The organism is Chryseobacterium lathyri (assembly GCF_030812195.1).
Classification (GTDB): Bacteria; Bacteroidota; Bacteroidia; order Flavobacteriales; family Weeksellaceae; genus Chryseobacterium; species Chryseobacterium lathyri_A.
The window spans coordinates 193345-215326 of record NZ_JAUSSF010000002.1 but is presented as its reverse complement, the minus strand read 5'-3'; the positions used below and the strand labels follow the sequence as shown (position 1 = coordinate 215326).

Here is a 21982-nt window from a genome sequence, read left to right as displayed (position 1 = left end):
AAATATCAGATTTTTGAAGATCTTAATTTTGGAATAATCAAAGAAATAAAACTTCTTGAAACGGGGATCTCAAAATCAATCTCAGAAAGGAAAAGTCTATAGCCCTGTGCATTTCCTTTAAGATTTTTAACCTGATTCAAATTAACAATATAGGAACGGTGGCATTTTTTTATAGAATCTGTCTGAACCTGTTCCAAAAGATTTAAGAGGCTTATCCTGACCACAAGTTTTCTCACCTGACCGTTTTCCAAAAAATATATGGAACAGTAGTTTTCCATAGACTGTGCACAGATGAAGTTCTCTTCATGAATCTGCAAATCCATATTATTTGCAGATATATTCAAGATTTTATTGAATGTGGCAACGATTGGATTATCATGATCAGCCAGCTGCCGGGAGATCTCGTTAGCTGTTTTTTCGTGAGTTTTTTTCAAGTAGATATACCTCGACAATATATAAATAGTAGAAATAGGGATTCCCAACGCCAGGCAATACAGAAACATATAAAGATAGTTGCCGAAGCTCAGCGTAACATGACTTATAAACAGAGAATTGTAAAAATAGGATAGGATAGAGGCTGAAAAAAGAATACCTGCCACCTTCAGTAATTCGGAACCGATGTTCCAGTTTCTGAAATGAATAATACTAAGGTTTGCAGCAAAAAAAACAGATCCGAAGATAACGGAATAAGGGAAAAGCAACAGATATTTATACTGATGCCGGAAGTTTTCTGTTCCAAAAGGTTGAAAAACAATCAGGAACAGATAGGTTAAAAGGCCGGCAGCAATCGATGAAAGCAGAATCTCTTTATAAGATTCAGACTTTGGATAAGAATATGCTGCAAAGGAAAACATATAATCAATCTTTGGAATTTAATTTTTAAAGTTACTGAGCAATTGGCATTCACGGCTTTTGGGGAAAACTTTGGACAGCGTATGTCATCAGTTTTCTGTTTCCAGAAAGTTACCATTATCAATAAGGCTTTGCGGCAGGTCTTTCTTATTTTTGATTCCTAAGGATTTCAGTTTCTGCGTCTGGATGACAAGGTTGTCATTTCCTGTAGACAGCTGCTTGTAAGCATCGTTATATACATTTTTAGCCTGATCAAGATTTTTCCCGACTTTCTCCAGGTTTTCCACAAAACCTACAAACTTATCGTATAGTTTTGCCCCGCGATCGGCGATCTCCATAGAGTTCCTGTTCTGATACTCACGCTTCCATAGATCGGCAATAAGTTTCAGAGAAGTGATCAGGTTGCTTGGGTTAAGCAGAAGGATCCTTCTTTCGTAAGCAAAGTTCCAAAGGTTCTGGTCCGCCTGCATGGCAGCAATATAAGCCGGTTCACTCGGGATAAACATCATGACAAAATCCAAAGATTTTCCATAATCATCATAAGCTTTTTGGCTTAGCTGAAGAATATGATTTTTGATAGACCCCAAATGTTGGTTAAGCTTCATCGCATAAATATCCTGGTCATTCTCATCTACCAATTCTGTGAAGGCAGTAAGAGATACTTTGGAATCAATAATCACATTTCTTTCATCCGGGTATTTTATAACAGCATCAGGCCGCATTTTCTTTCCCGAAAATTCAGAGAACAGGGCTTTGTTGTCTTCATCACGAAGCTCATGTTCGAGGAAATATTCCCTTCCTTTTACAAGTCCGGATTTTTCAAGGATGCTTTCAAGGATCATTTCGCCCCAGTTCCCCTGGGTTTTGCTTTCCCCTTTTAAAGCTCTTGTCAGCTTTTTTGCGTCTTCTGATATCTGCTGATTCAGTTCAGCAAGCTCTTTTACCTTTTCTGCCAGAGAGAAACGCTCCTTGTTTTCCTTTTCATAAGCTTCGTTTACCCTGTTTTTAAGGTCGGTGATTTTTTCCTGGAAAGGTTCAAGAATATTTTTTAAATTATTTTGATTTAAAGTCGTAAACTTTTCTGTTTTTTCCTCTAAAATTTTATTGGCAAGGTTTTCAAACTGCAGCTTTGATTCTTCCTGAATCTTAATGATTTCTTCCTTTTGGTTATCAAGAGATTGCTGTAGGCTGTCGTTTTTAGCAGTAAGTTCAGAGTTTTTAGCAAAAATATGTTGCTTCTCAGAGATAAGATTCTCTATTTGGGAGGTTTGTTTTGAGTTGAGTTGTTTTTGTTCTAAAAACTGAGAATTTAAAGAAGCATGTTCTGCCGAAATTTTTGCATATTCATTTTTCAAATCATTTAAGAGATCGGTCTGCTGTTGGTTCAGTTCTTTTTCTTTACTGATATTTTGGCTCAGTTCCTGGACTTTCAGATTAAGATTTTCCAGATCAGAATTGTTTTTGATATGCAGATTATTCAGATCGTCATAAGAATTTCTTGAAACCATAGACGATTTTAGTGCGAAATACAAAATAACGGCTCCCAGAATTCCGCCGGCAATAAATCCAATAATTAAATATGTCATCTCCATGTTTCAAAATTACAAAAAGAAAAATTGATTTCTTTTATGGGAAACCATCAAAATTTTATAGAATGACAAGCATGGAGATTTATTTATAATACTCAATATCTATTGAATGACTTTGAAAGGGGCGGTTATTTTTTAATAGAATTAATTTGTCCGGATTTTTGTGATCGTCTTTATGAGATATCTGAAATCTGTAAGTGACGGTTTGGGCAGTCAATAAATCTTTCACATCATATCCTGAAATAAATCCTTCTTCGCTGTAATAGTAACCGACAAATGAATGGCTTTTAAGTTGGCCGTTCCGATTATCATAAATCATGCGTTCATTGCTTTTTATTCTTAGAAGCTCATTATACTTATATTTATCTTTTGATACCTGCCTGTTTTGTAAATCATAGAGGTTAATAATATATCCGCCCTTTTGCTGAATAATTTTCGCTCTGAGCCTGACTTCTCCATGTCTGCTGAGGGAATATCCTGTTCTTAACCCGTTTTTAAATTCATACTCAGTTACTTGCTGGTTTTTATCACTTTGATATGATTCTTTTGTAGCATTTCCGTCTTCATTATAATAACGGGTTTTCACAGAGATTAAAGAATCAGCAGATTTATCTTTTATTGAATCACTATATATTTTGATTGTAATTGAACGTATTTTTCCCTTATACCCTGAATTAATAATTTCAGGATACTTTTTATTTTGAGCTGCACAAAAAATGCTTAGATACAATAAAAACAAGATGCTAAGGTTCCTTTTCATTTTGGGAGATATAATGGTTCTGCTTATTAAGTATGATAAAAAAGTGAGCCCGGAAGACTCACTATAAATTATTTGGGTATTTACGGAACGGGTACTGGTCCGGGATTGATAGGCCCAATGACAAGAGGTTCACAGAATCCTGTAGCCAGCATGCATTTACCTCCCATGCAAATATGTCCCGTCATGGAAGAGGTTCCGTCGGGACACATAATCATTGCTTCACCATAGCGGCTGCATTCTCTGTCGGAGTAACATTCCAAGGCAGGATACAAAGTTCCCCCAAATACATTTTTCAATTCTTTTCTTGAAATTTTTGATACGTTCATTTTTTTCATGGAATTAATTTTTTGATGGTTTTTATTTCTATAAATCTGGAAATGAACCTCTAAGATAATGAAAAAAATAAATCACTATGGAGTTATATATTGATTTGTTTAATTTTTTTTGCTAATGTTTTAATAGGTGTTACAGTTGTTAAATAAAGAGAACAAAATACACACAGTTAAGTACAGTCGCTATAAATGAAGCAATGAATACTGCCAAATTATCACGTGTTTTTCCTGTAAATAATCTTATGATCCAATAATTAATAATGTAAGCAGGTATAAGTAAACCGAAATTGAAAACTGATAAAAATGTAAATTTGTATAAAATGGTCAGAATAATAATGGTACTGACGACCGAGGCTACTATAGTTCCGATAAAGCTGTACATCAAAGTATCTGAATCAACTTTTAAATTCTCAACATTCTGATGAATCTGTTTGTATTTTATATCTACAAGGATTCTAATGGTTTTATCAGATAATAAATCAGAGCTTAATAACGATAAACATTCCTGTTTTGATAATTTACTCATGTAATGTCCATGAATTTCTCTGATAATTCTATTTTGCTCATCCAGCAATAATTTTTGAGTTTTAATTTTAAAAAGGAAATCATCCAAAGAACTCCTGCTTAAAATTTCTTCTAAAATTTCTTGATCAGCCTTACCTTGGTAATCTATTTGATTGGTATAAGATTCGATCAGGTCTTTTTCTGAAAAATTACTGTAAAATCCCATTTCTATGGATTTTCCTTAGATATTTCTCCATGATGTTTTAAATACAAAGGCAATGCAGCAGATCCATACCAAGGGAAGATTTCATACCCGAAGATCCCGGCCCGTACGGCAGGGTCAGTTTTTACCCATTGTTCAGCTTCCTCTTTGGATTTTGTGTTGAAGATAAACATGCCGCGGTAATTTTCTTTGTTTTGTTCCAGGAAAGGACCGGCCACCACAATTTTTCCTTCATCAGCCAGCTTCCCGATGTTTGCCATATGGCCTTTCATTAGCTCTCCCATTTGGGCTTTATCATCAACTTTTGTATTGCCTTTAGTGAGCATCACGATCGTGTAAGGCTTCATTCCGTATTTATCAGCGCCGAGAGATGTTGCCAGCTCCTGGTTGAATTTTGGTTTTTCTGCTTTCTTTTCTTGGGCAAAAGATAAAGTTGCCACTAAAAGAGTGAGGGATAAATAAATTTTTAATTTCATAGTAATTGCATTATAAAGTAAGTATTTAAATATCTGATGTCAGACATCAGATATTTAAATTTAATCTTTTATTCTTAAAAATTCCTTAGCGAGCTCAATCATTTTAGGGTCACCGGTATATTTTCCGTGCTCGTCGGAAAGCTTTACTGTGGCAATCCATTCCTTATTCGGTGCCTGTACTCCGATCAGTTTCATGACGATATTCATTGGTTTTAAACCGACATCGTTGGTAAGATTGGTCCCGATCCCGAATGATACGCCGATCTTTCCTTTGCAGTAATTGGTAATTTCTTCTACTTTTTCAAGGTTCAAGGCATCAGAGAAAATGATATATTTAAATAAAGGATTAATCCCGTTATTGGTGTAGTGGGCTATTGTTTTATCTGCAAATTCCAATGGATCACCACTGTCATGGCGCACACCGTCAAACAGTTTGGCAAATTTCTTATCGAACTGCTGGAAGAAAACATCGGTAGTATAGGTATCTGAAAGTGCAACTCCAAGATCGCCTCTGTAAACATCTACCCAGTGCTCCAGAGCCAGCTCATTGGCCATTTTGAATCCGTATTCAGCAGCGTGAAACATAAACCATTCGTGTGCGTGGGTACCAATAGGTTTTACGCCATATTTCATGGCAAAATGAACATTGGAGCTCCCGATAAAAGTTGATTCTTTACTATGCGTTAAAGCTTCCATTACCAGATTCTGTACTTTATAAGAATGTCTTCTTCTGGTTCCGAATTCTGCGAAATTTACACCTAATCTCGCCAGCGAAGCCGCTTTTTCCAGTGTTCTGTTCATAACGATCTCATTGGAATCTCTTTCCATATGATTCATTTCGTAATGAAGTTCACTGATCAAAGCAAGAAGGGGAACTTCCCAAAGGATAGTTCTGTACCAAAGCCCCTCAACAGTTACGGAAAGCTCACTGCCTTCCTGGTGTATCTTTACTTCAGACGGATCGTAATGATAGCCTTCTAAAAAATCCAGATAGGGAAGGTCTATATAAGGACAGGTTCTTGCCATGAATTTTTTTTCGTCCTTGGTAAGTTTTAATTCTGCCATTTTGTTGACGGCTTCCTTTAAAGCTGCATCAAAACCTGCCGGAAATTGATGTTTGCCCCTGTTGATGAATTCATATTTTACAATGGAGCTTGGAAATAGCTTTACCACTGCATTTTGCATCGTTATTTTATAGAAATCGTTATCCAGTATAGAGTTTAATCGAACGTCGTGCATAATATGTGTAATTTTAACGCAAATATAGTCATTTAAAATAAAAATCGCCTAAATGTAAGACGATTTTTTTATTAATCAGGTGATTTTTGTAGGTTACTTCCCTAAATAGGAATTGTACATCCATACTTCTTTTTCTTGTTCAGTAATGTAGTCGCTCATCTGGGAATTGGTTCCTTCATCTCCTGCAGCATCTGTGATCTCCAGAAGCTCTCTCTGTAGATCGATTACTACTTTGAAAGAATTTAAAATAAGCTCAACACTTTTAGTGGCATCCGTTACTTCTTTGCTTTCTTTAATGGTTGCTACTTTTAAATAGTCTGAATAGTTATGGGCAGGGGTGGCGCCTAATGTAAGGATTCTTTCTGCGATCTCATCGATTTTTAATACAAGACTGTTGTACAGTTCCTCGAACTTAGGATGGAGGGTAAAGAACTGCTCTCCCTTTATATTCCAGTGTGAACCTCTTGTATTTTGATAAAATATTGAATAATTGGCTAAAAGATTATTTAATTTTTCTGAAATGTTCTTACAGTCAGCTTCTTTCAGGCCGATAATGCTTGCATTTTTCATATGTTTATTTTTTATGTTAACAAATTTAGAAAATATTATGCCGAAAAGCTTTCAATCTCAATAGAAGATAACTATATGAAAATTTTTAAAAATAGTTTGGAAGTACTAATATTGCAGGTAAATGAAAAGTTTACTAACAATAGCAGCGGTATTTTTTGGGATGTGTTTTATATATATCCTACTCATGCTTTCTGAAACGGAGAATAATTTCACCTATATATTAGATGATGCATATATTCATCTGGCAATGGCTAAGAATTTTGCGCTTCATGGGGTCTGGGGCGTTACAGAATATTCTTTTTCATCTTCTTCTTCGTCCCCTCTTTTTACGTTTATTTTAGCGGGACTTATCTATTGTTTTGGAAATTACCAACTGTTTCCATTGATTTTTAATCTGGGCTGTGGTTTTCTGATAGTTTACTTTCTCAACAAATATTATTCGGACTTGTTTAAAGAAAATAAGTCAATTGTTTTCGCAGGGATTTTTACTCTTCTTTTTGCTTCCGTTCATTTGCTTATTTTTTCGGGCATGGAACATGGGCTTCAGGTAGTGTTGATAACCATTAATGTTTATTGCTTTGAAAAGTGGAGAGCTACTGATTTTGAAAAATCTCCTTATTCCGGCTGGTTTTATATTACCATTGCTTTATTGGGGCTGATAAGGTTTGAAAGTATGTTCTATTTCCTTGCACTTGCTTTTGTTTTTCTTTTGCTGAGAAAAGGTAAACAGAGTGTCATTGTACTATTGTTCGGTTTTATTCCTATTTTGATATTTGGTTGTTTCACCTATCAGAAAACCGGATATTTCTTTCCTAATTCTGTGATGGTAAAGGGAACGAAACTAGATTTCTCTGGACATTATGTTGTGCAGATTAAAAATATATTTTTGTATAAAATAATATTGAAGCCTTATTTTTATTTAGCGGGACTGTTTCCGCTTTGTACAGCTGTCCTCTTAATTTTTAAAGATTATAAAAATAAATTAAGCTTTAGAGAAATAGTTGTTCATAACTTTCTGCTAATTGTATTGGTCATCAACTTATTTGTTCAGGGTGCTTTTGGTCAGTTCACCAACTTTTACCGTTACGAGGCCTATTTGCTGGCAGCTTTTGCTATGATTATTATACCCAGGCTGAAAACTATTTTTGTGAGCAGAGCTTATTTATTAAAACAAAATAGAAGTGCCGTACTTTTTGTATTATTTACAGGTATGGTGCTAGTTCTTAAAATAGGCCTTGTACATCTACTGATTATATACGGAAGTCGGAATATCTACGAACAGCAGATTCAGACGGCAAGATTTCTGAAAAAATACTATAAAAGTTCTAAAGTAGTTGCCAATGATATTGGTGCCATATGTTACTTTACAGATATTCATTTGCTGGATACTGCGGGATTAGGGTCAGCAGAAGTAATTCCTTTTAAGGTTAAAAAAAATGAAACAGATAAGGAGTTCGAAAATTTTTTGACACAGTATTCTATACAGAATGATTACCAATTGGCTATTATATATGAAAGCTGGCTGGATGGGTATGTTCCTAAAAGTTGGGAAAAAGTTGCAATACTGGAAATTGAAGGGCTGAATGCAGTGCTTGGAGATACTAAAGTGTCCATTTATTCTATAAACCCCAATATCCATAATTCTTTGAAGCAGAATGTGAAAAAATTTGACTGGAATAAAAATGTTGCCGTAAAAATAACAGAATAATTTTACAATTATTAATATATAGCCTGTAAGATAAGACCTCTCTTCTAATTTCATATTTCTCAATGTAAATCAACAGTCTGTTATTGGGTTGTTCAGAGGCGACTCCTTTTTCGTGTAAGTGTTTGATTTTAATTTTCATATAAGTTTTTGTAGATTAAAAAAATATTCCTATTTTTGCACCCTAAAATAAAAAGCAATTAAATGCCTACTATTCAACAATTAGTAAGAAAAGGAAGAGCCACGCTTGCCAAGAAGAGCAAATCGGCTGCCCTTGATTCTTGTCCACAAAGACGAGGTGTATGTACGAGAGTATATACTACCACTCCTAAGAAACCTAACTCTGCACTTAGAAAAGTAGCAAGGGTAAGACTTTCTAACGGGAAAGAAGTCAACGCCTACATCCCGGGCGAAGGACATAATCTTCAAGAGCACTCGATAGTATTGGTAAGAGGCGGAAGGGTGAAAGACCTACCGGGAGTACGTTACCACATCGTAAGAGGTGCTTTAGACACTGCAGGTGTAAATGGAAGAACACAGAGAAGATCGAAGTATGGAGCTAAGAGACCTAAGCCAGGTCAGGCAGCTGCTGCACCAGCAAAAGGAAAGAAAAAATAATCATTAAATAAGGTACAAAAGCAATGAGAAAGACAAAAGCGAAAAAAAGACCGTTGTTACCAGATCCGAAGTTTAATGATCAATTGGTAACTAGATTCGTAAATAACCTAATGCTTGACGGTAAGAAGTCAATCGCATTCAAAATTTTCTATGATGCATTAGATATCGTAGAAACTAAAAAAGGAGATAACGAAAAAACTGCACTTGAAATCTGGAAAGATGCACTTACTAATGTAATGCCTCACGTAGAAGTACGTTCTAGAAGAGTAGGTGGAGCTAACTTCCAAATCCCTATGCCAATCAGAGCTGATAGAAAAATTTCTATGGCAATGAAATGGTTAATCAAATATTCAAAAGCTAGAAATGATAAGTCTATGGCTTTGAAATTGGCTAATGAAGTGGTAGCTGCTTCTAGAGAAGAAGGTGCTGCTTACAAAAAGAAATCTGATACTCACAAAATGGCGGAAGCTAACAAGGCTTTCTCACACTTTAAATTCTAATTAGAAATGAGTAGAGATCTTAAATTTACAAGAAATATTGGTATTGCCGCACACATTGATGCTGGTAAAACTACCACTACAGAAAGGATTTTATTCTATACAGGGGTAAACCACAAAATTGGTGAAGTTCACGATGGTGCTTCTACAATGGACTGGATGGAGCAGGAAGCAGAAAGAGGTATTACCATTACTTCTGCTGCAACTACTTGTTCTTGGAACTTTCCAACTGATCAAGGAAAGCCTGTAGCTGAAACTAAACCTTACCACTTCAACATCATCGATACACCGGGACACGTTGACTTCACTGTAGAAGTAAACAGATCTTTGAGAGTATTGGATGGATTGGTATTCTTATTCTCTGCAGTAGATGGAGTAGAGCCTCAGTCTGAAACAAACTGGAGACTTGCTGACAATTACAAAGTAGCGAGAATGGGATTCGTAAACAAAATGGACAGACAGGGTGCTGACTTCTTGAACGTTGTAAAACAAGTAAAAGAAATGTTAGGATCTAATGCAGTTCCAATCGTTTTACCAATCGGTGCTGAAGAAGATTTCAAAGGTGTTGTAGACTTAATTAAAAACAGAGCGATCATCTGGGATGAAGCTGGACAAGGTGCTACTTTCGAGGTAGTTCCAATTCCGGAAGACATGAAAGATGAAGTTCTTGAATACAGAGAGAAATTAGTAGAAGCTGTAGCTGACTACGATGAGACTTTGATGGAGAAATTCTTCGAAGATCCGGATTCAATCTCTGAAGACGAAATCAACGAAGCTCTAAGAAAAGCTACTATCGATTTATCGATTATCCCAATGACTTGTGGTTCTTCATTCAAAAATAAAGGAGTACAGTTTATGTTGGATGCAGTATGTAAATACTTGCCTTCACCATTGGATAAAGATGATATCAAAGGTACTGACCCTAGAACTGACGCTGAGATTACAAGAAAACCAGACGTAAACGAGCCGTTCTCGGCTTTAGCATTTAAGATTGCTACTGACCCGTTCGTGGGAAGATTGGCATTCTTCAGAGCATACTCTGGAAGACTGGATGCAGGTTCTTATATCTTGAACACCCGTTCAGGAGATAAAGAAAGAATCTCAAGAATCTATCAGATGCACGCTAACAAGCAAAATCCTGTAGAATATATTGAAGCAGGAGATATTGGTGCAGCGGTAGGTTTCAAATCTATCAAAACAGGTGATACAATGTGTGACGAGAAAAACCCAATCGTTCTTGAATCGATGGTTTTCCCTGATCCGGTAATTGGTATCGCTGTTGAGCCTAAAACTAAAGCTGACCAGGATAAAATGGGTAACGCTCTAGCTAAATTAGCTGAAGAAGATCCAACATTTACGGTTAGAACAGATGAGGCTTCAGGACAAACGATTATCTCTGGTATGGGTGAGCTTCACCTTGATATCATCGTAGATCGTATGAGAAGAGAGTTCAAAGTAGAAGTGAACCAAGGTCAGCCACAGGTAGAATACAAAGAAAATCTTACAAAAGTTGCTCAGCACAGAGAAGTTTACAAAAAACAATCTGGTGGTAAAGGTAAATTTGCTGATATCGTATTTGAATTAGGACCAGCTGACGAAGGTAAAATAGGTTTAGAATTTATTAACGAGATCAAAGGTGGTAACGTTCCTAGAGAATTTGTTCCTGCAATTGAAAAAGGCTTTAAAGCTGCAATGAAAAACGGTCCTTTGGCTGGTTTCGAAGTTGAAGGTATTAAAGTAGTTCTTAAAGACGGATCTTTCCACGCAGTGGATTCTGATGCACTTTCTTTTGAAATGGCTGCTAAATTAGGATTTAAAGAAGCGGGACGTGCTGCTAAGCCAGTAATTATGGAGCCTATTATGAAACTGGAGGTTGTAACTCCGGAAGAATATATGGGTAATATCATTGGTGACCTTAACAAGAGAAGAGGTACCATCAGTGGTCAGGAAGAGAAAAACGGAGCTGTTGTAATCAAAGGTTCTGTTCCACTTTCTGAAATGTTTGGATATGTAACCACTCTAAGAACACTTTCATCAGGAAGAGCTACTTCTTCTATGGAATTAGAGAAATACCAGGCTACTCCACAAAACGTTGCTGAAGAAATCATTGCTAAAGCAAAAGGTTAATTTTTTAAACTAAAGAAATGTCACAAAGAATCAGAATAAAACTAAAATCTTACGATTACAACTTGGTAGACAAGTCTGCTGAGAAAATCGTAAAAACGGTAAAGGCTACTGGTGCTGTTGTAAACGGACCAATTCCATTGCCAACAAATAAGAGAATCTTCACGGTGTTGAGATCTCCACACGTAAACAAGAAAGCTAGAGAACAATTCCAATTATCAGCTCACAAGAGACTGATGGATATCTACTCTTCTTCTTCTAAAACTGTTGATGCTCTAATGAAATTAGAGTTACCAAGCGGTGTAGACGTTGAAATTAAAGTGTGATAATTGCATACTTTGCAATGATTATAGAATCCGTTCCTTTTTAGGGACGGATTTTTTATTTGAAAGAACTGAATATAAAATCGTATGCTTCTACGTTCAGGTCATTAAAATTCATCTTTCCATCATTGTGCTCCTTGTAGAGATAATCCGGGAAAATAATAAACATTCATTCATATCAAATTTTAAATAGAAAATATTAAAGCAGTCCTTCTGTCTTAATGTTTTTGATTTTAACACCATTGGGATCTTGTTTTTTTCTCTTTTCTCCGTTTTCCGATTTTATTACTTCCGATTCAAGTTAATTCTATAAATTTATTATTTAAAAGAATTGATATCATGAGCCATAAGAACAATAATCTCTTTGAGAAGTTTTCGGACTGGGCAACCAAATTTACAGGAAGTTCATATGCATTTATCGGAGCTGTACTTGTCGTTGTAGTATGGGCGGCTTCAGGACCTGTTTTTGATTATTCTGAAACATGGCAGCTGGTCATTAATACCGGAACTACCATTATTACTTTCTTAATGGTCTTTTTAATTCAGAAAGCTCAGAACAAAGATTCAAAGGCAATACAGATCAAACTGAATGAGCTTATTGCTGCTCACGAAAAAGCCAGCAACAGAATTGTAGATATTGAAGATCTGACAGAGAATGAGCTTGACCAGCTTCACTGCTATTATGAGGAACTTGCCAAGTTTGCGAAAAAGGATGCGGATATCCACACCTCACATTCTATAGATGCAGCTCACAGAAACCAGGATTACAAGTATGAATTCTTTAAACATAAACATGCAGAATGGCTTCAGAAACAGCAAGAAAAAAAGGAATCATTATGATTGATTCCTTTTCTTTTCTGTAAATTAAAAAATTATCTTTTCAGGAAATATCCGAAATAGCTGCAGCTTCCTGCAAGTCCTTTCATGGTTTCCGAATCTGCATACTGGGACTTCAGCTGCGCAAAATATGTTCTGTATTTCTGGTTCCTGATATTATCTAGCTCAGTCTGGTGTGCCTGCTCTTTTTCAGAATACTGAGGATCCGAATAGCTGATATTCACAGCATTTTTTGCCTCATACTGATAATACTTTCCTTGTTCTGCACTAGCCATCTGGAAAAGGGCTCTCGCTCTTTGTTCCTTGTCTTTTGACAGCTTCAGGGTCTTTTGGTAATAATTGATTGCGAGATCAAAATTATCCGGTTCCACATAGGTGGTATAAAGGAAATTCTTATAATAATACTTATAAGGATTCTTTCTGTCCGTATTCCAGAAATCGTACTTTCCGCCGTTGGTGTTGTCGATATCCATCACAAAAAGCTGGCGGTAATATCCTAAGCTGGAAGTATTGTACAGTAGGTTTCCGATAAGCTGGTTCGCTTTTGCGGCCTTTTCATCTGTCCCGTTACCTATCTTTTTAAGCTGGATCAGTGCATCTGCAAGTTCCAGTTTATTCATGCTGGCTTTAATGAAAGGAAACGCAGAATAATCTTCGGCTTCCATACTTTCAGTTTCAGGACTGCCGAAACTTTCCCATACATTGTGACCGAAAACAAGATTCGAAATGTCTCTGAATCCGTTATATTCGCCGGCTGCATACTGCTTCGGAGTGATTTTTTCACCTTTATCCGTCCAGTCGTAATTCATCCTTGGAATTCCTGCAAATCCCTGGGCTTTTTCATAATAAGATTTAGCCTTTTCAAAATCTGCCAGTTTCATGGCTCTGTCGCCGTAGATCATGCTGAAGAAAGCATCAATATTTCCTACGTTATCCATATTCTTGGCAATGATCTGCTGTTCAAACTGCGTTTTATTCGGTTTTTTATAAAAATCTTCAACACTTTTTACGAGACTGGAATTCGGGTTATACTGAAGATCCGAAAGCTTATTATTCATCAGGAACGATTTTCCGTCTTCCCCCTGCAGGAAATAGCGGTTGGCAAGAACATCTTTAAGGAAATCTGCTGTAGACGGGGTTTCCCCATAATAATCGTAGTCTGCAACAGCTGTGCTGTCTTTCTTTGCTTCTTTTTTTACAAAATATTCAGCGTAGTCTTTCATCAGGTGGTCTTCGAATTCCGAATCGATCTTAGGATGCGAAACGATATCATTAAGGACCTTCATTCTTTTTATTTCTTCAAGATATTCGGGATTTGCTGTTTTGATATCCTCCAGAATCTCAGAACTTCCTTTGTAATCTTTCTTCAAAAACTTAAGATAAGCATCTGCAATCTGCCAGTATTCATCCTTGGATACTTTCTTGGTTTTCTCCGTGAATTTTTCCAGCTCATTCAGGTAATCTTTTGTTTTTTCATCATAGCCGTAGCCGGATTTAGTATAGAAAGGAATCCTGTCCGGATTGTTCAGTAGCTCATCATCACTCTGATCATTTTTATCTCCGTTTGCACTACCAGATTTTGATCCTCCAAAAAGATTTTTGAAGAACCTTACTATCTTTTGCCAAAATGAAAGTTTCTCTTCTTTTTTTACTTCTGCAGGTTTAGCTTTTGTATTTGTGGAAGTTTCGTTGTGATCATCTGTATTTCCCTTTTGTATATAGACATTGTCTGAAGTATCGGAGGTATAGTAATAAATCGGAAGATAGCTTCTTTCCAGCTCATTGATGCTTCTCACGGCCATTACTTTCAGGATCTCGGAATCCGGATTAATCTCATACATTTTTTCCATAAGAGGAATGGGGTCTGTGAAGCCCTCATAGCCCAACAGAAAATAAGCCATATTCTTTTCATCGCTCGTACCTGCTCTTTTCATAATGTTACTGAAAGAAGCGGTATCCGAAAGTTTCATTGAAATGAAGGCAGATTCCTTGCGGTCTTTGCTGTTCATGAAAACCTGGAAGAAGTTCCAGTTCGCATCAGCGTTCATTTCCTTTCCTCTCTGAGCACCGGCAAGCTGGTCAAGGGCCATAAAATATACGGTGCCTTTCTGCTTGATCGGTTCTATATAAGTTTTGAAAGCCTCCAATGCGGCATCATAATTTCGTGTATAATGGTTGAAACGCACCAGCTGATATCCGTAACGCTGCTTGATCTCCGGATTTCTTGTCGCATTGTATAAAGAAGTGAGTGCGTTGACTGTTTTAGCATAATCAATAGAAGTGGCATTTTGCTCCTTTGAAGGGCCATTACTGTAAAATGAGTCCGGACTTTCAACATAATTGATGCTCATATATGGTTCCAGATACTTGGCTTCAATTAAATAATCGATACCTTCTTTATACTTTTGATAGAATCCTGTACCCAGTTTCTGCAGCAACGGATTGGTTGGTGTTCCGTTTTTCAAAGCATTAAGGTCGTTCATGCTGATCTTGTATACCAGATTTTCTGTTTCTGAGTAGTTCAGCTGGTTATTGAAAAACTTTTTCCATGTTTCAATATTGTCATCAGGAATCGGGTTGCCCTTATAGTCTCCGTAAAACCTATTGGAATAAGTAAGCAGGAAAGGCAAATAAGATTTATCCTTAATGATGCTTTGTGTAAAAAGGTTAAAGTATTCATAATCGGGGTCTGACCACGCGCAGGCATCAGATTTCGTATAGAAAAGCGATAGGACCGCCAGCGAAAGAATATACTTTTTCATATAGTTGATGGGTGTTTTTATTTTTGTAACTCAGTTTCAACAGGATTTAACTCTTCATGATCTGCTCAACAGCAGGGCATAAAATTTAAAAACCCCTGTTACTTACAAATTTACTATCTAATTGATAATAAATTATATTAAAATCATGTATTTTTTTCTCCAGAAAACGGGTGACATCCTGCAGCTGATCATCTGATATTTCTTCAACCTTTATCCTAAATCCTTTATTTAGGAAGCTTCCGAAATAGAAACCGTCTTTGATGATTTCAACTTCATGATCCGATATCTTTTTAAATGCAGGGTTTTCAAGATCTTTTCTGGATAAGGCATTAATTAATTTATGCTTTTCAAGGTGATTGGTAACGATTCCCCAGGAGTAGATCGGCAGCGCGACTTCAATTTTTTTAACAGGATAATCTTCCAGCTTGGAAAGATAGCTTTTTAAAACCGTCACATCCAGAATAGAATTCTTATTGGAGTTTTCAAGCGGGGAGGAAGTAGAGTAGCACATCAGATATACTTTTTCTACCGGTGGAACTCCGGTCTGGCTTTTATCTTTTACCTGATGAAGGCGCAGTGTACAGGTGATTTCTTTTCCGGAAATTCTTTTCAGCTCTTTTAAAAATTTAAAATAATCATTCCTGGTTCCGGCTGTCCAGTCACAGTCGATCTGAATTTCATTATTAATTTTTAAATCATATTCTTTGGCTTTTTTCTGAATCAGATCATGAATGTTTTTTGCCAGAAACCTGATTTCTTCTGCCGAGATATGATACATGGATTGATTTGTGATAAAAACAGTCGACACGATTTGTTTATCTGTCCGAAAACTATTGTCTTTGGTGACTACAGCCACCGGCATGAATTTTCCACGGGCTTTGTCAATGTCAAAAAAACGGGTGTATATATAAGGAACCGAAGCCTTGTCCAAAACTCTTTTCTCTTCCTGATCAAGCTTAAGATGGGTCTTCCAGTAATAAAAAGTATAAGGATGGTTCTTTTTCCCACTACATGATACAATGAGAAGAAGGACAAACAGTGCCTTTAATGCTTTCATCGCTTATACAGTTTGCTTTCGCAGGTGCAGATATCCTGTGTTCTGCTTTCCATGCTGGAGCAGCAGTCTTCAGATTTCTTAATGTTTCCGTCTTGGTCTGTCAGGTAGATATTATCCTTATCAAATTTCACATAGAAGTTTTCCCCGTATGTTTTGAAATCTACCTTCATTACCTTTGGATTGTATTTTCCGGCATTGACTTCTTCCGTGGTTTCAGTTCCATCCGCCTGATTGACCTGAACAAATCCGAAATAGACATCTCCGTTTTTCTTTACATCCAGATAATAAGTGGGCGTTCCCGATCCGCTGAACCCTTCAATGATATTAAAACTTCTGTAGCCTACAAATGGTGCTTTTGTCTGCGCGAAAGATAAAATGCTGATGCATAAGATCACTAAGCTGAAAATCTTTTTCATATATTTTTTTTCAAAAGTAAAAATATTTAAGCAAAAATGAAACCGTAAAAACCCGGTGATTGCTTGGTGGAGGTAGTTATGAAGTTTTTTTTAACACTTAGCTAAAGCTACATACATTGTACATATAAAGTACACTTAAGTTCTGTGAAAATCTAAGATTTCTACTTATGAGCTCTGACTGTTTTCAATATAATAAGACTTTTAAACTAAAGTGTCCTTAAGTGTTTAAATGTACCAAAAGCCTTTGATTTTTTTAGTTTAATTTTTCATCAATATAAAAAAAGCCACTCCAAATAGGAATGGCCTTTATAATGAAGTTAAAACTCAAATTAGAAAACAGTGGCTGCCAGTTGTATTCTTGCATATTTATTGGAAGGATTCCACATAGCCATCATAGAAACCGGAAGACTGTAATGTTCCGTAATTTTAATGGTCTTGCCTGCTTTTACTCCTACATTAACAACATCAAAACTATTTTTGCCATTGCCATAAAGGAAATGCTTGTCGTTGAGGGCAAACCCGGCACCAACAAAAGCATCCAGATTTACCTTCTCTCCGGCGATGACCGGATAGCTCGCCTGAATGTAGGTAGAGTATTTATTCTTTTTATAGTTTCCATCTGATTCTAGAACCACTTCGCCCGCATTGGCTCCTCCGTACAGCATAATGTCCGCTTCAATATTCAGTGGGAATGAAGGTCCGAAAGTATAATTGGTTCTAAGGTCAATGATGTGGGCAGTTCTTCTCTGTGAGTAACTGAAAATGTCGTCTGCAGCTACAGCAGTATTAATGTTTCTGGAATTATACAAATCCCACAATCCAATATAAAAACGGTTATGTGAGTATTGGATGTAATAATTGATCTCCTTGTAATGAGTACCGTCTTTATCATCAGCTAATGCCGAGGCACCCCAAATACCAATCTTCCATTTTTTTTCTGAATCTAAGGCATAAGAGAGATTTCCCATCACAACAGGTTTGTCTGTAATAATCAATCCTCTCCACAAATGGTTGTTTTGAATATTGGCAGTAAAATCCAGCCTGTTGCTTTTGATTGCTTCTTCGTTCTCTTGAGAGAAGAGTTTTCCTGTGCCTAAAATAATCAGGCATGCAATTTTTAAAATTTTCATCGGGTATTTTTAATGTATTATTCCAAAAAGAACGGCTGCGATAACGGCGCCCAGGATGGGACCTGCAACCGGAATCCAGGCATATCCCCAGTCACTGCTGCCTTTTACGGGAAGTACAGCATGCATAATCCTTGGCGCTAAATCTCTTGCAGGATTGATGGCATAACCGGTTGTTCCGCCTAACGACAAGCCTATGGCCCAAACCAGCAAGGTAACAGGAAGTGCTCCTACAGAACCGAGTCCTACTTTAGCGCTTGGATCTGCATTCAGAGAAATACTGGGGTCTGAAAAATGAAAGATGACAAATACCAGTACAAAAGTTCCGATAACCTCACTGATGAGATTTGAAAAAGTATTCCTGATGGCCGGCCCGGTACTGAAACATGCCAGCTTAGCACCCTCATCTTCGGTAATAGCGAAGTGATCTTTGTTAAAAAGCCAAACAAGGAAAGCGCCAAGCATTCCGCCAAGCATCTGTGCTGCAATATAAGACGGAACCAGGTCCCAGGAGAATTTTCCTGCAACAGCTAGCCCTATTGTTACGGCCGGGTTCAGATGGGCACCGCTTGCAGGTCCTGCAACGGTAACGCCCACAAAAACTGCCAGTGCCCAGGCTGTCGTAATGACGATCCATCCTGAATTATTTCCTTTAGTATCCTTTAAGACAACATTGGCTACAACGCCGTTGCCTAATAATATAAGAAGCATTGTTCCTACAAGTTCTGCTGTAAATGGGGTCATGAGTAGTTTTTTATATTAAGGATTAATCTTCGATCCAGCTTTGGGAACGCTTTATAGCTTTGTTCCAGAAGTGAATCATATTATCTGCTTTTTCTTTGTCCACTTTAGGATGGAAATGCTCATCCACAACCCATTGGGACTGTATCTCGTTGATGTCTTTCCAGTAACCTACCGCTAAACCTGCCAGATAGGCCGCTCCTAAAGCCGTTGTTTCAAGTGTTTTTGGTCTTGTAATCTTAAAGCCGAAAAGGTCAGACTGTATTTGCATCAGAAGATCGCTTGCAGAAGCGCCTCCGTCTACTCTAAGTTCAAGGCTCGGTCTTCCTGAGTCTGCCTCCATAGATTTTACAATATCATATACCTGGAATGCTATTCCTTCCAAAGTTGCCCTTGCAATATGTCCGTTAGTCGTTCCGCGGGTTACCCCCACAATAGTTCCTCTTGCATACTGGTCCCAATATGGTGCTCCCAATCCGGTAAGTGCAGGAACGAAGTAAACTCCCCCGTTATCTTCAACACTGGCTGCCAGATCGTTCACTTCTTCTGATGAATGGATGAGCTTAAGGCCGTCTCTCAGCCACTGTATGGCTGCACCGCCTACGAATACACTTCCTTCCAGTGCATAATTTACTTCTCCATTGATTTTCCAGGCAACAGTTGTTAACAGGTTGTTTTTAGAAGAAACAGCCTCTGTGCCTGTATTCATTAATAAGAAGCATCCTGTTCCGTAGGTATTCTTTACCATTCCGGGAGTGATGCACATCTGTCCGAATAAAGCGGCCTGCTGATCCCCCGCAATTCCTGCAATCGGGATTTTTGTAGAAAATAAAGTGGTTGCAGTTTCTCCGTAGATCTCACTGCTCTGTTTTACTTCAGGAAGAACAGATCTTGGAATATCAAATAAATCGAGAAGGTCCTGATCCCATTCTAAAGTATGAATATTCAGAAGCATTGTTCTGCTGGCATTGGAAACATCGGTGATGAACATTTTTCCACGGGTAAGTTTCCATACCAGCCATGTGTCAACCGTTCCAAAACATAATTTCCCTTCTGCCGCTTTTTCTCTTGCTCCTTCTACATTGTCCAGAATCCATTTCAATTTGGTTGCTGAAAAGTAAGCATCCAGGACAAGGCCGGTTTTTTCTTTGATGACTTCAGCATGTCCCTGCTCTTTTAATTCGTCACAGTATTTGGAGGTCCTTCTGTCCTGCCAGACAATAGCATTATAGATAGGTTCACCTGTTTCTTTGTCCCAAACAACAGTCGTTTCACGTTGGTTGGTAATCCCGATGGCAGCTACTTCTAATCCGGAAATGCCTGCTTTGGCAATAATTTCTGCGGCAACGGATATCTGGGACGACCATATCTCGTTGGGATCATGTTCTACCCATCCCGGAGTAGGGTAGATCTGTTCAAAATTTTTCTGGGAGATATATTCTATAGCTCCGTTGTGATTGAATAAGATGGCTCTAGATGAAGTTGTACCCTGGTCTAAAGCGAGAATCAATTTTTCCTTCATACTGCAAAGTTTTAATTATGAGTAATAGTTTTGGGAGAATAAGGCGTTAATAAGTATCCTTTTGCTAATTCAATAAATTCTTTTTCCTGTTCATTAGCCCATTCCTGGGAATGTCCTTTTTCTTTGGCAATAAGCTGTGCAATAGTATGTGCACTGTCAATCGCGGCTCTTGCATCTAAAAATAAAAGACGGACCCTTCTGGCGAGAATATCTTCAATAGTTTCTGCCATTTCATATCTTATGGCCCAAACGGCTTCTGCAATAGTAAAAGCATGCTCAGGATGGATCTTTTGGGAATATTGAGGGTCGCTGTTCTGCAATGATTTTATGGCTGGAATATCTGAGCCGTACACATAAAGGTGGCTGGTTCTGTCAACCAGTTCCGCTTTCATATTACCATGAATAGACATGTTTTCCGTTTGGGAAGGCCCTCCGTGTAAATGAAGGATTTCTACAGCTTTATCAATAGTGTCTTCCGCCATTTTACGGTAAGTGGTCCATTTTCCGCCGATGATGGAAACCAGTCCTGTATCTGAAGCAATGACTTTGTGGCTCCGGGAGACTTCTTTTGTACTTTTACCTCCTTCTTTTGGAGCGGCAAGAGGTCTTAATCCGGCGAACATCGATTTTACATCTTCTCTGGTCGGTTTCTTTGCTAAGTATTGTCTGGCTGTATTTAAAACGAAATTAATTTCTGATTCTAAAGCGTGCGGCTCAAAACTCGGGCTTTCCAGAAGTGTATCTGTAGTTCCCACTAATGCTCTGTCATGCCATGGGACCACAAAAAGGACCCTGCCGTCTGATGTTTTAGGGATCATAATTGCATCATCACTTTTCAGGAAAGATTTATCCAATACCAAATGAATACCCTGGCTCGGAACGACAAATTTACCGTGCTTAGGATTGTTCATATTCAGAATGTCATTCGTAAAGACCCCTGTGGCATTAATGACCGCTTTCGCACGAAGCTCATATTGCTGGTTTGAAAACTGGTCTTCCGCTTTAACTCCGTTTACTTTTCCGGAATCATTTTTCAGAAGACCGGTTACTTTCATATAATTAACGGCGCTTCCTCCTTTTTCAATAAGAGTCTGGGTTAAATTGATTGCTAATCTTGCATCATCAAACTGTCCGTCCTGATATACCACACCGCTTGCCAGGTTATGCTGTTCAATAGTTGGTAGCTTTTCGATGGTTCTGGCTTTGCTGATGTATTTTGTTTTTCCAAGACTTAGCTTTCCTGCAAGGAAATCATAGATAGACAATCCTATTTTATAATAAATACCTCCCCACCAAGTGTAGTTAGGAATAATAAATGACTGGTTTTTGACTACGTGTGCTGCATTTTGGGCAAGTAGTCCTCTTTCTTTCAGGGCTTCTTTTACAAGTCCTACATCTCCCTGTGCAAGATATCTTACGCCGCCGTGTACCAGTTTGGTGCTTCGGCTGGATGTTGCTTTGGCAAAATCGTGCGACTCAAGGAGCAGGGTTTTAAATCCTCTGCTGGTTGCATCCAATGCTGAGCCCAGACCACTGGCTCCACCTCCGATGATGATGAAGTCCCATTCCTGAACACTGGATAATTTATTAATTTCTTCGTTTCGTTTCATAAATGTTTCGTTTATGTTTCGTTTTCAAATGTATAAATTAAAAATGAAACTAAAAAGAAAATAAATGAAATTTTATTGGTCTCGAAAAAAAATGGTAT

The 21982-nt window shown here is 37.6% G+C and carries 21 protein-coding genes; 6 read left to right on the top strand and 15 right to left on the bottom strand.

Annotation, left to right across the window (positions count from 1 at the left end; translation table 11 throughout):
- Nucleotides 1-5: 5 nt before the first annotated feature.
- The 8 genes from J2T03_RS11220 to J2T03_RS11185 form a co-directional block, all read right to left on the bottom strand.
- Nucleotides 6-854: a LytTR family DNA-binding domain-containing protein gene (locus J2T03_RS11220; RefSeq protein ID WP_307211261.1), complete on the bottom strand. Its 849-nt coding sequence runs from the start codon at nucleotides 852-854 to the stop codon at nucleotides 6-8.
- Nucleotides 855-941: 87 nt separating this feature from the next.
- Complete coding sequence (gene rmuC, locus J2T03_RS11215; RefSeq protein ID WP_373425236.1) at nucleotides 942-2444, bottom strand: DNA recombination protein RmuC; 1503 nt, start codon at nucleotides 2442-2444, stop codon at nucleotides 942-944.
- 79 nt (nucleotides 2445-2523) lie between these two features.
- Nucleotides 2524-3180, bottom strand: a complete 657-nt coding sequence (locus J2T03_RS11210) for a hypothetical protein (protein ID WP_307211259.1) — start codon at nucleotides 3178-3180, stop codon at nucleotides 2524-2526.
- 101 nt (nucleotides 3181-3281) lie between these two features.
- The gene (locus J2T03_RS11205) at nucleotides 3282-3536 is read right to left on the bottom strand and encodes a hypothetical protein (protein ID WP_306840439.1); all 255 of its coding nucleotides are present in this window, start codon (nucleotides 3534-3536) and stop codon (nucleotides 3282-3284) included.
- A gap of 139 nt (nucleotides 3537-3675) precedes the next feature.
- A complete protein-coding gene (locus J2T03_RS11200) occupies nucleotides 3676-4263 on the bottom strand; it encodes a hypothetical protein (protein WP_306840438.1) in 588 nt (195 codons plus the stop codon).
- A 2-nt stretch (nucleotides 4264-4265) separates the two neighbouring features.
- Nucleotides 4266-4736: a YciI family protein gene (locus tag J2T03_RS11195; RefSeq protein WP_307211257.1), complete on the bottom strand. Its 471-nt coding sequence runs from the start codon at nucleotides 4734-4736 to the stop codon at nucleotides 4266-4268.
- A gap of 60 nt (nucleotides 4737-4796) precedes the next feature.
- Nucleotides 4797-5975, bottom strand: coding sequence for a nicotinate phosphoribosyltransferase (gene pncB / locus J2T03_RS11190; protein WP_306840436.1), 1179 nt, complete (start codon nucleotides 5973-5975; stop codon nucleotides 4797-4799).
- A gap of 93 nt (nucleotides 5976-6068) precedes the next feature.
- Entirely contained in the window at nucleotides 6069-6545 is a 477-nt protein-coding gene (locus J2T03_RS11185) for a Dps family protein (protein WP_306840435.1), read from the bottom strand.
- A 121-nt stretch (nucleotides 6546-6666) separates the two neighbouring features.
- Here J2T03_RS11185 and J2T03_RS11180 point away from each other — a divergent pair, with 121 nt between their 5' ends.
- The 6 genes from J2T03_RS11180 to J2T03_RS11155 all read left to right on the top strand — a co-directional run bounded on the left by J2T03_RS11180 (nucleotide 6667) and on the right by J2T03_RS11155 (nucleotide 12652).
- Nucleotides 6667-8253, top strand: coding sequence for a hypothetical protein (locus J2T03_RS11180; protein WP_307211255.1), 1587 nt, complete (start codon nucleotides 6667-6669; stop codon nucleotides 8251-8253).
- Nucleotides 8254-8454: 201 nt separating this feature from the next.
- Nucleotides 8455-8868, top strand: coding sequence for a 30S ribosomal protein S12 (gene rpsL / locus J2T03_RS11175; RefSeq protein ID WP_002983146.1), 414 nt, complete (start codon nucleotides 8455-8457; stop codon nucleotides 8866-8868).
- A gap of 23 nt (nucleotides 8869-8891) precedes the next feature.
- Nucleotides 8892-9368: a 30S ribosomal protein S7 gene (gene rpsG, locus J2T03_RS11170; RefSeq protein WP_007839548.1), complete on the top strand. Its 477-nt coding sequence runs from the start codon at nucleotides 8892-8894 to the stop codon at nucleotides 9366-9368.
- Between the two features lie 6 nt (nucleotides 9369-9374).
- Complete coding sequence (fusA, locus tag J2T03_RS11165; RefSeq protein WP_111957054.1) at nucleotides 9375-11492, top strand: elongation factor G; 2118 nt, start codon at nucleotides 9375-9377, stop codon at nucleotides 11490-11492.
- Nucleotides 11493-11509: 17 nt separating this feature from the next.
- Nucleotides 11510-11815 (top strand): 30S ribosomal protein S10, encoded by a 306-nt coding sequence (gene rpsJ, locus J2T03_RS11160; protein WP_002661363.1) that lies wholly within the window; start codon nucleotides 11510-11512, stop codon nucleotides 11813-11815.
- 336 nt (nucleotides 11816-12151) lie between these two features.
- Nucleotides 12152-12652: a low affinity iron permease family protein gene (locus J2T03_RS11155; protein WP_307211253.1), complete on the top strand. Its 501-nt coding sequence runs from the start codon at nucleotides 12152-12154 to the stop codon at nucleotides 12650-12652.
- Between the two features lie 32 nt (nucleotides 12653-12684).
- Here the strand turns inward: J2T03_RS11155 and J2T03_RS11150 are convergent, their stop codons facing one another.
- The 7 genes from J2T03_RS11150 to J2T03_RS11120 all read right to left on the bottom strand — a co-directional run bounded on the left by J2T03_RS11150 (nucleotide 12685) and on the right by J2T03_RS11120 (nucleotide 21884).
- Entirely contained in the window at nucleotides 12685-15411 is a 2727-nt protein-coding gene (locus J2T03_RS11150) for a hypothetical protein (protein WP_307211251.1), read from the bottom strand.
- Nucleotides 15412-15496: 85 nt separating this feature from the next.
- Nucleotides 15497-16468, bottom strand: a complete 972-nt coding sequence (locus J2T03_RS11145) for a hypothetical protein (protein ID WP_307211249.1) — start codon at nucleotides 16466-16468, stop codon at nucleotides 15497-15499.
- Nucleotides 16465-16884 (bottom strand): hypothetical protein, encoded by a 420-nt coding sequence (locus J2T03_RS11140; RefSeq protein ID WP_307211248.1) that lies wholly within the window; start codon nucleotides 16882-16884, stop codon nucleotides 16465-16467. The genes J2T03_RS11145 and J2T03_RS11140 overlap by 4 nt, the downstream gene beginning before the upstream one ends.
- A 329-nt stretch (nucleotides 16885-17213) precedes the next feature.
- Nucleotides 17214-18014, bottom strand: a complete 801-nt coding sequence (locus J2T03_RS11135) for a hypothetical protein (protein ID WP_307211246.1) — start codon at nucleotides 18012-18014, stop codon at nucleotides 17214-17216.
- Nucleotides 18015-18023: 9 nt separating this feature from the next.
- A complete protein-coding gene (locus tag J2T03_RS11130) occupies nucleotides 18024-18755 on the bottom strand; it encodes an MIP/aquaporin family protein (protein WP_306840428.1) in 732 nt (243 codons plus the stop codon).
- Nucleotides 18756-18777: 22 nt separating this feature from the next.
- Entirely contained in the window at nucleotides 18778-20274 is a 1497-nt protein-coding gene (gene glpK / locus J2T03_RS11125; protein WP_307211245.1) for a glycerol kinase GlpK, read from the bottom strand.
- Between the two features lie 11 nt (nucleotides 20275-20285).
- Nucleotides 20286-21884, bottom strand: coding sequence for a glycerol-3-phosphate dehydrogenase/oxidase (locus J2T03_RS11120; RefSeq protein ID WP_307211243.1), 1599 nt, complete (start codon nucleotides 21882-21884; stop codon nucleotides 20286-20288).
- Nucleotides 21885-21982 lie beyond the last annotated feature (98 nt).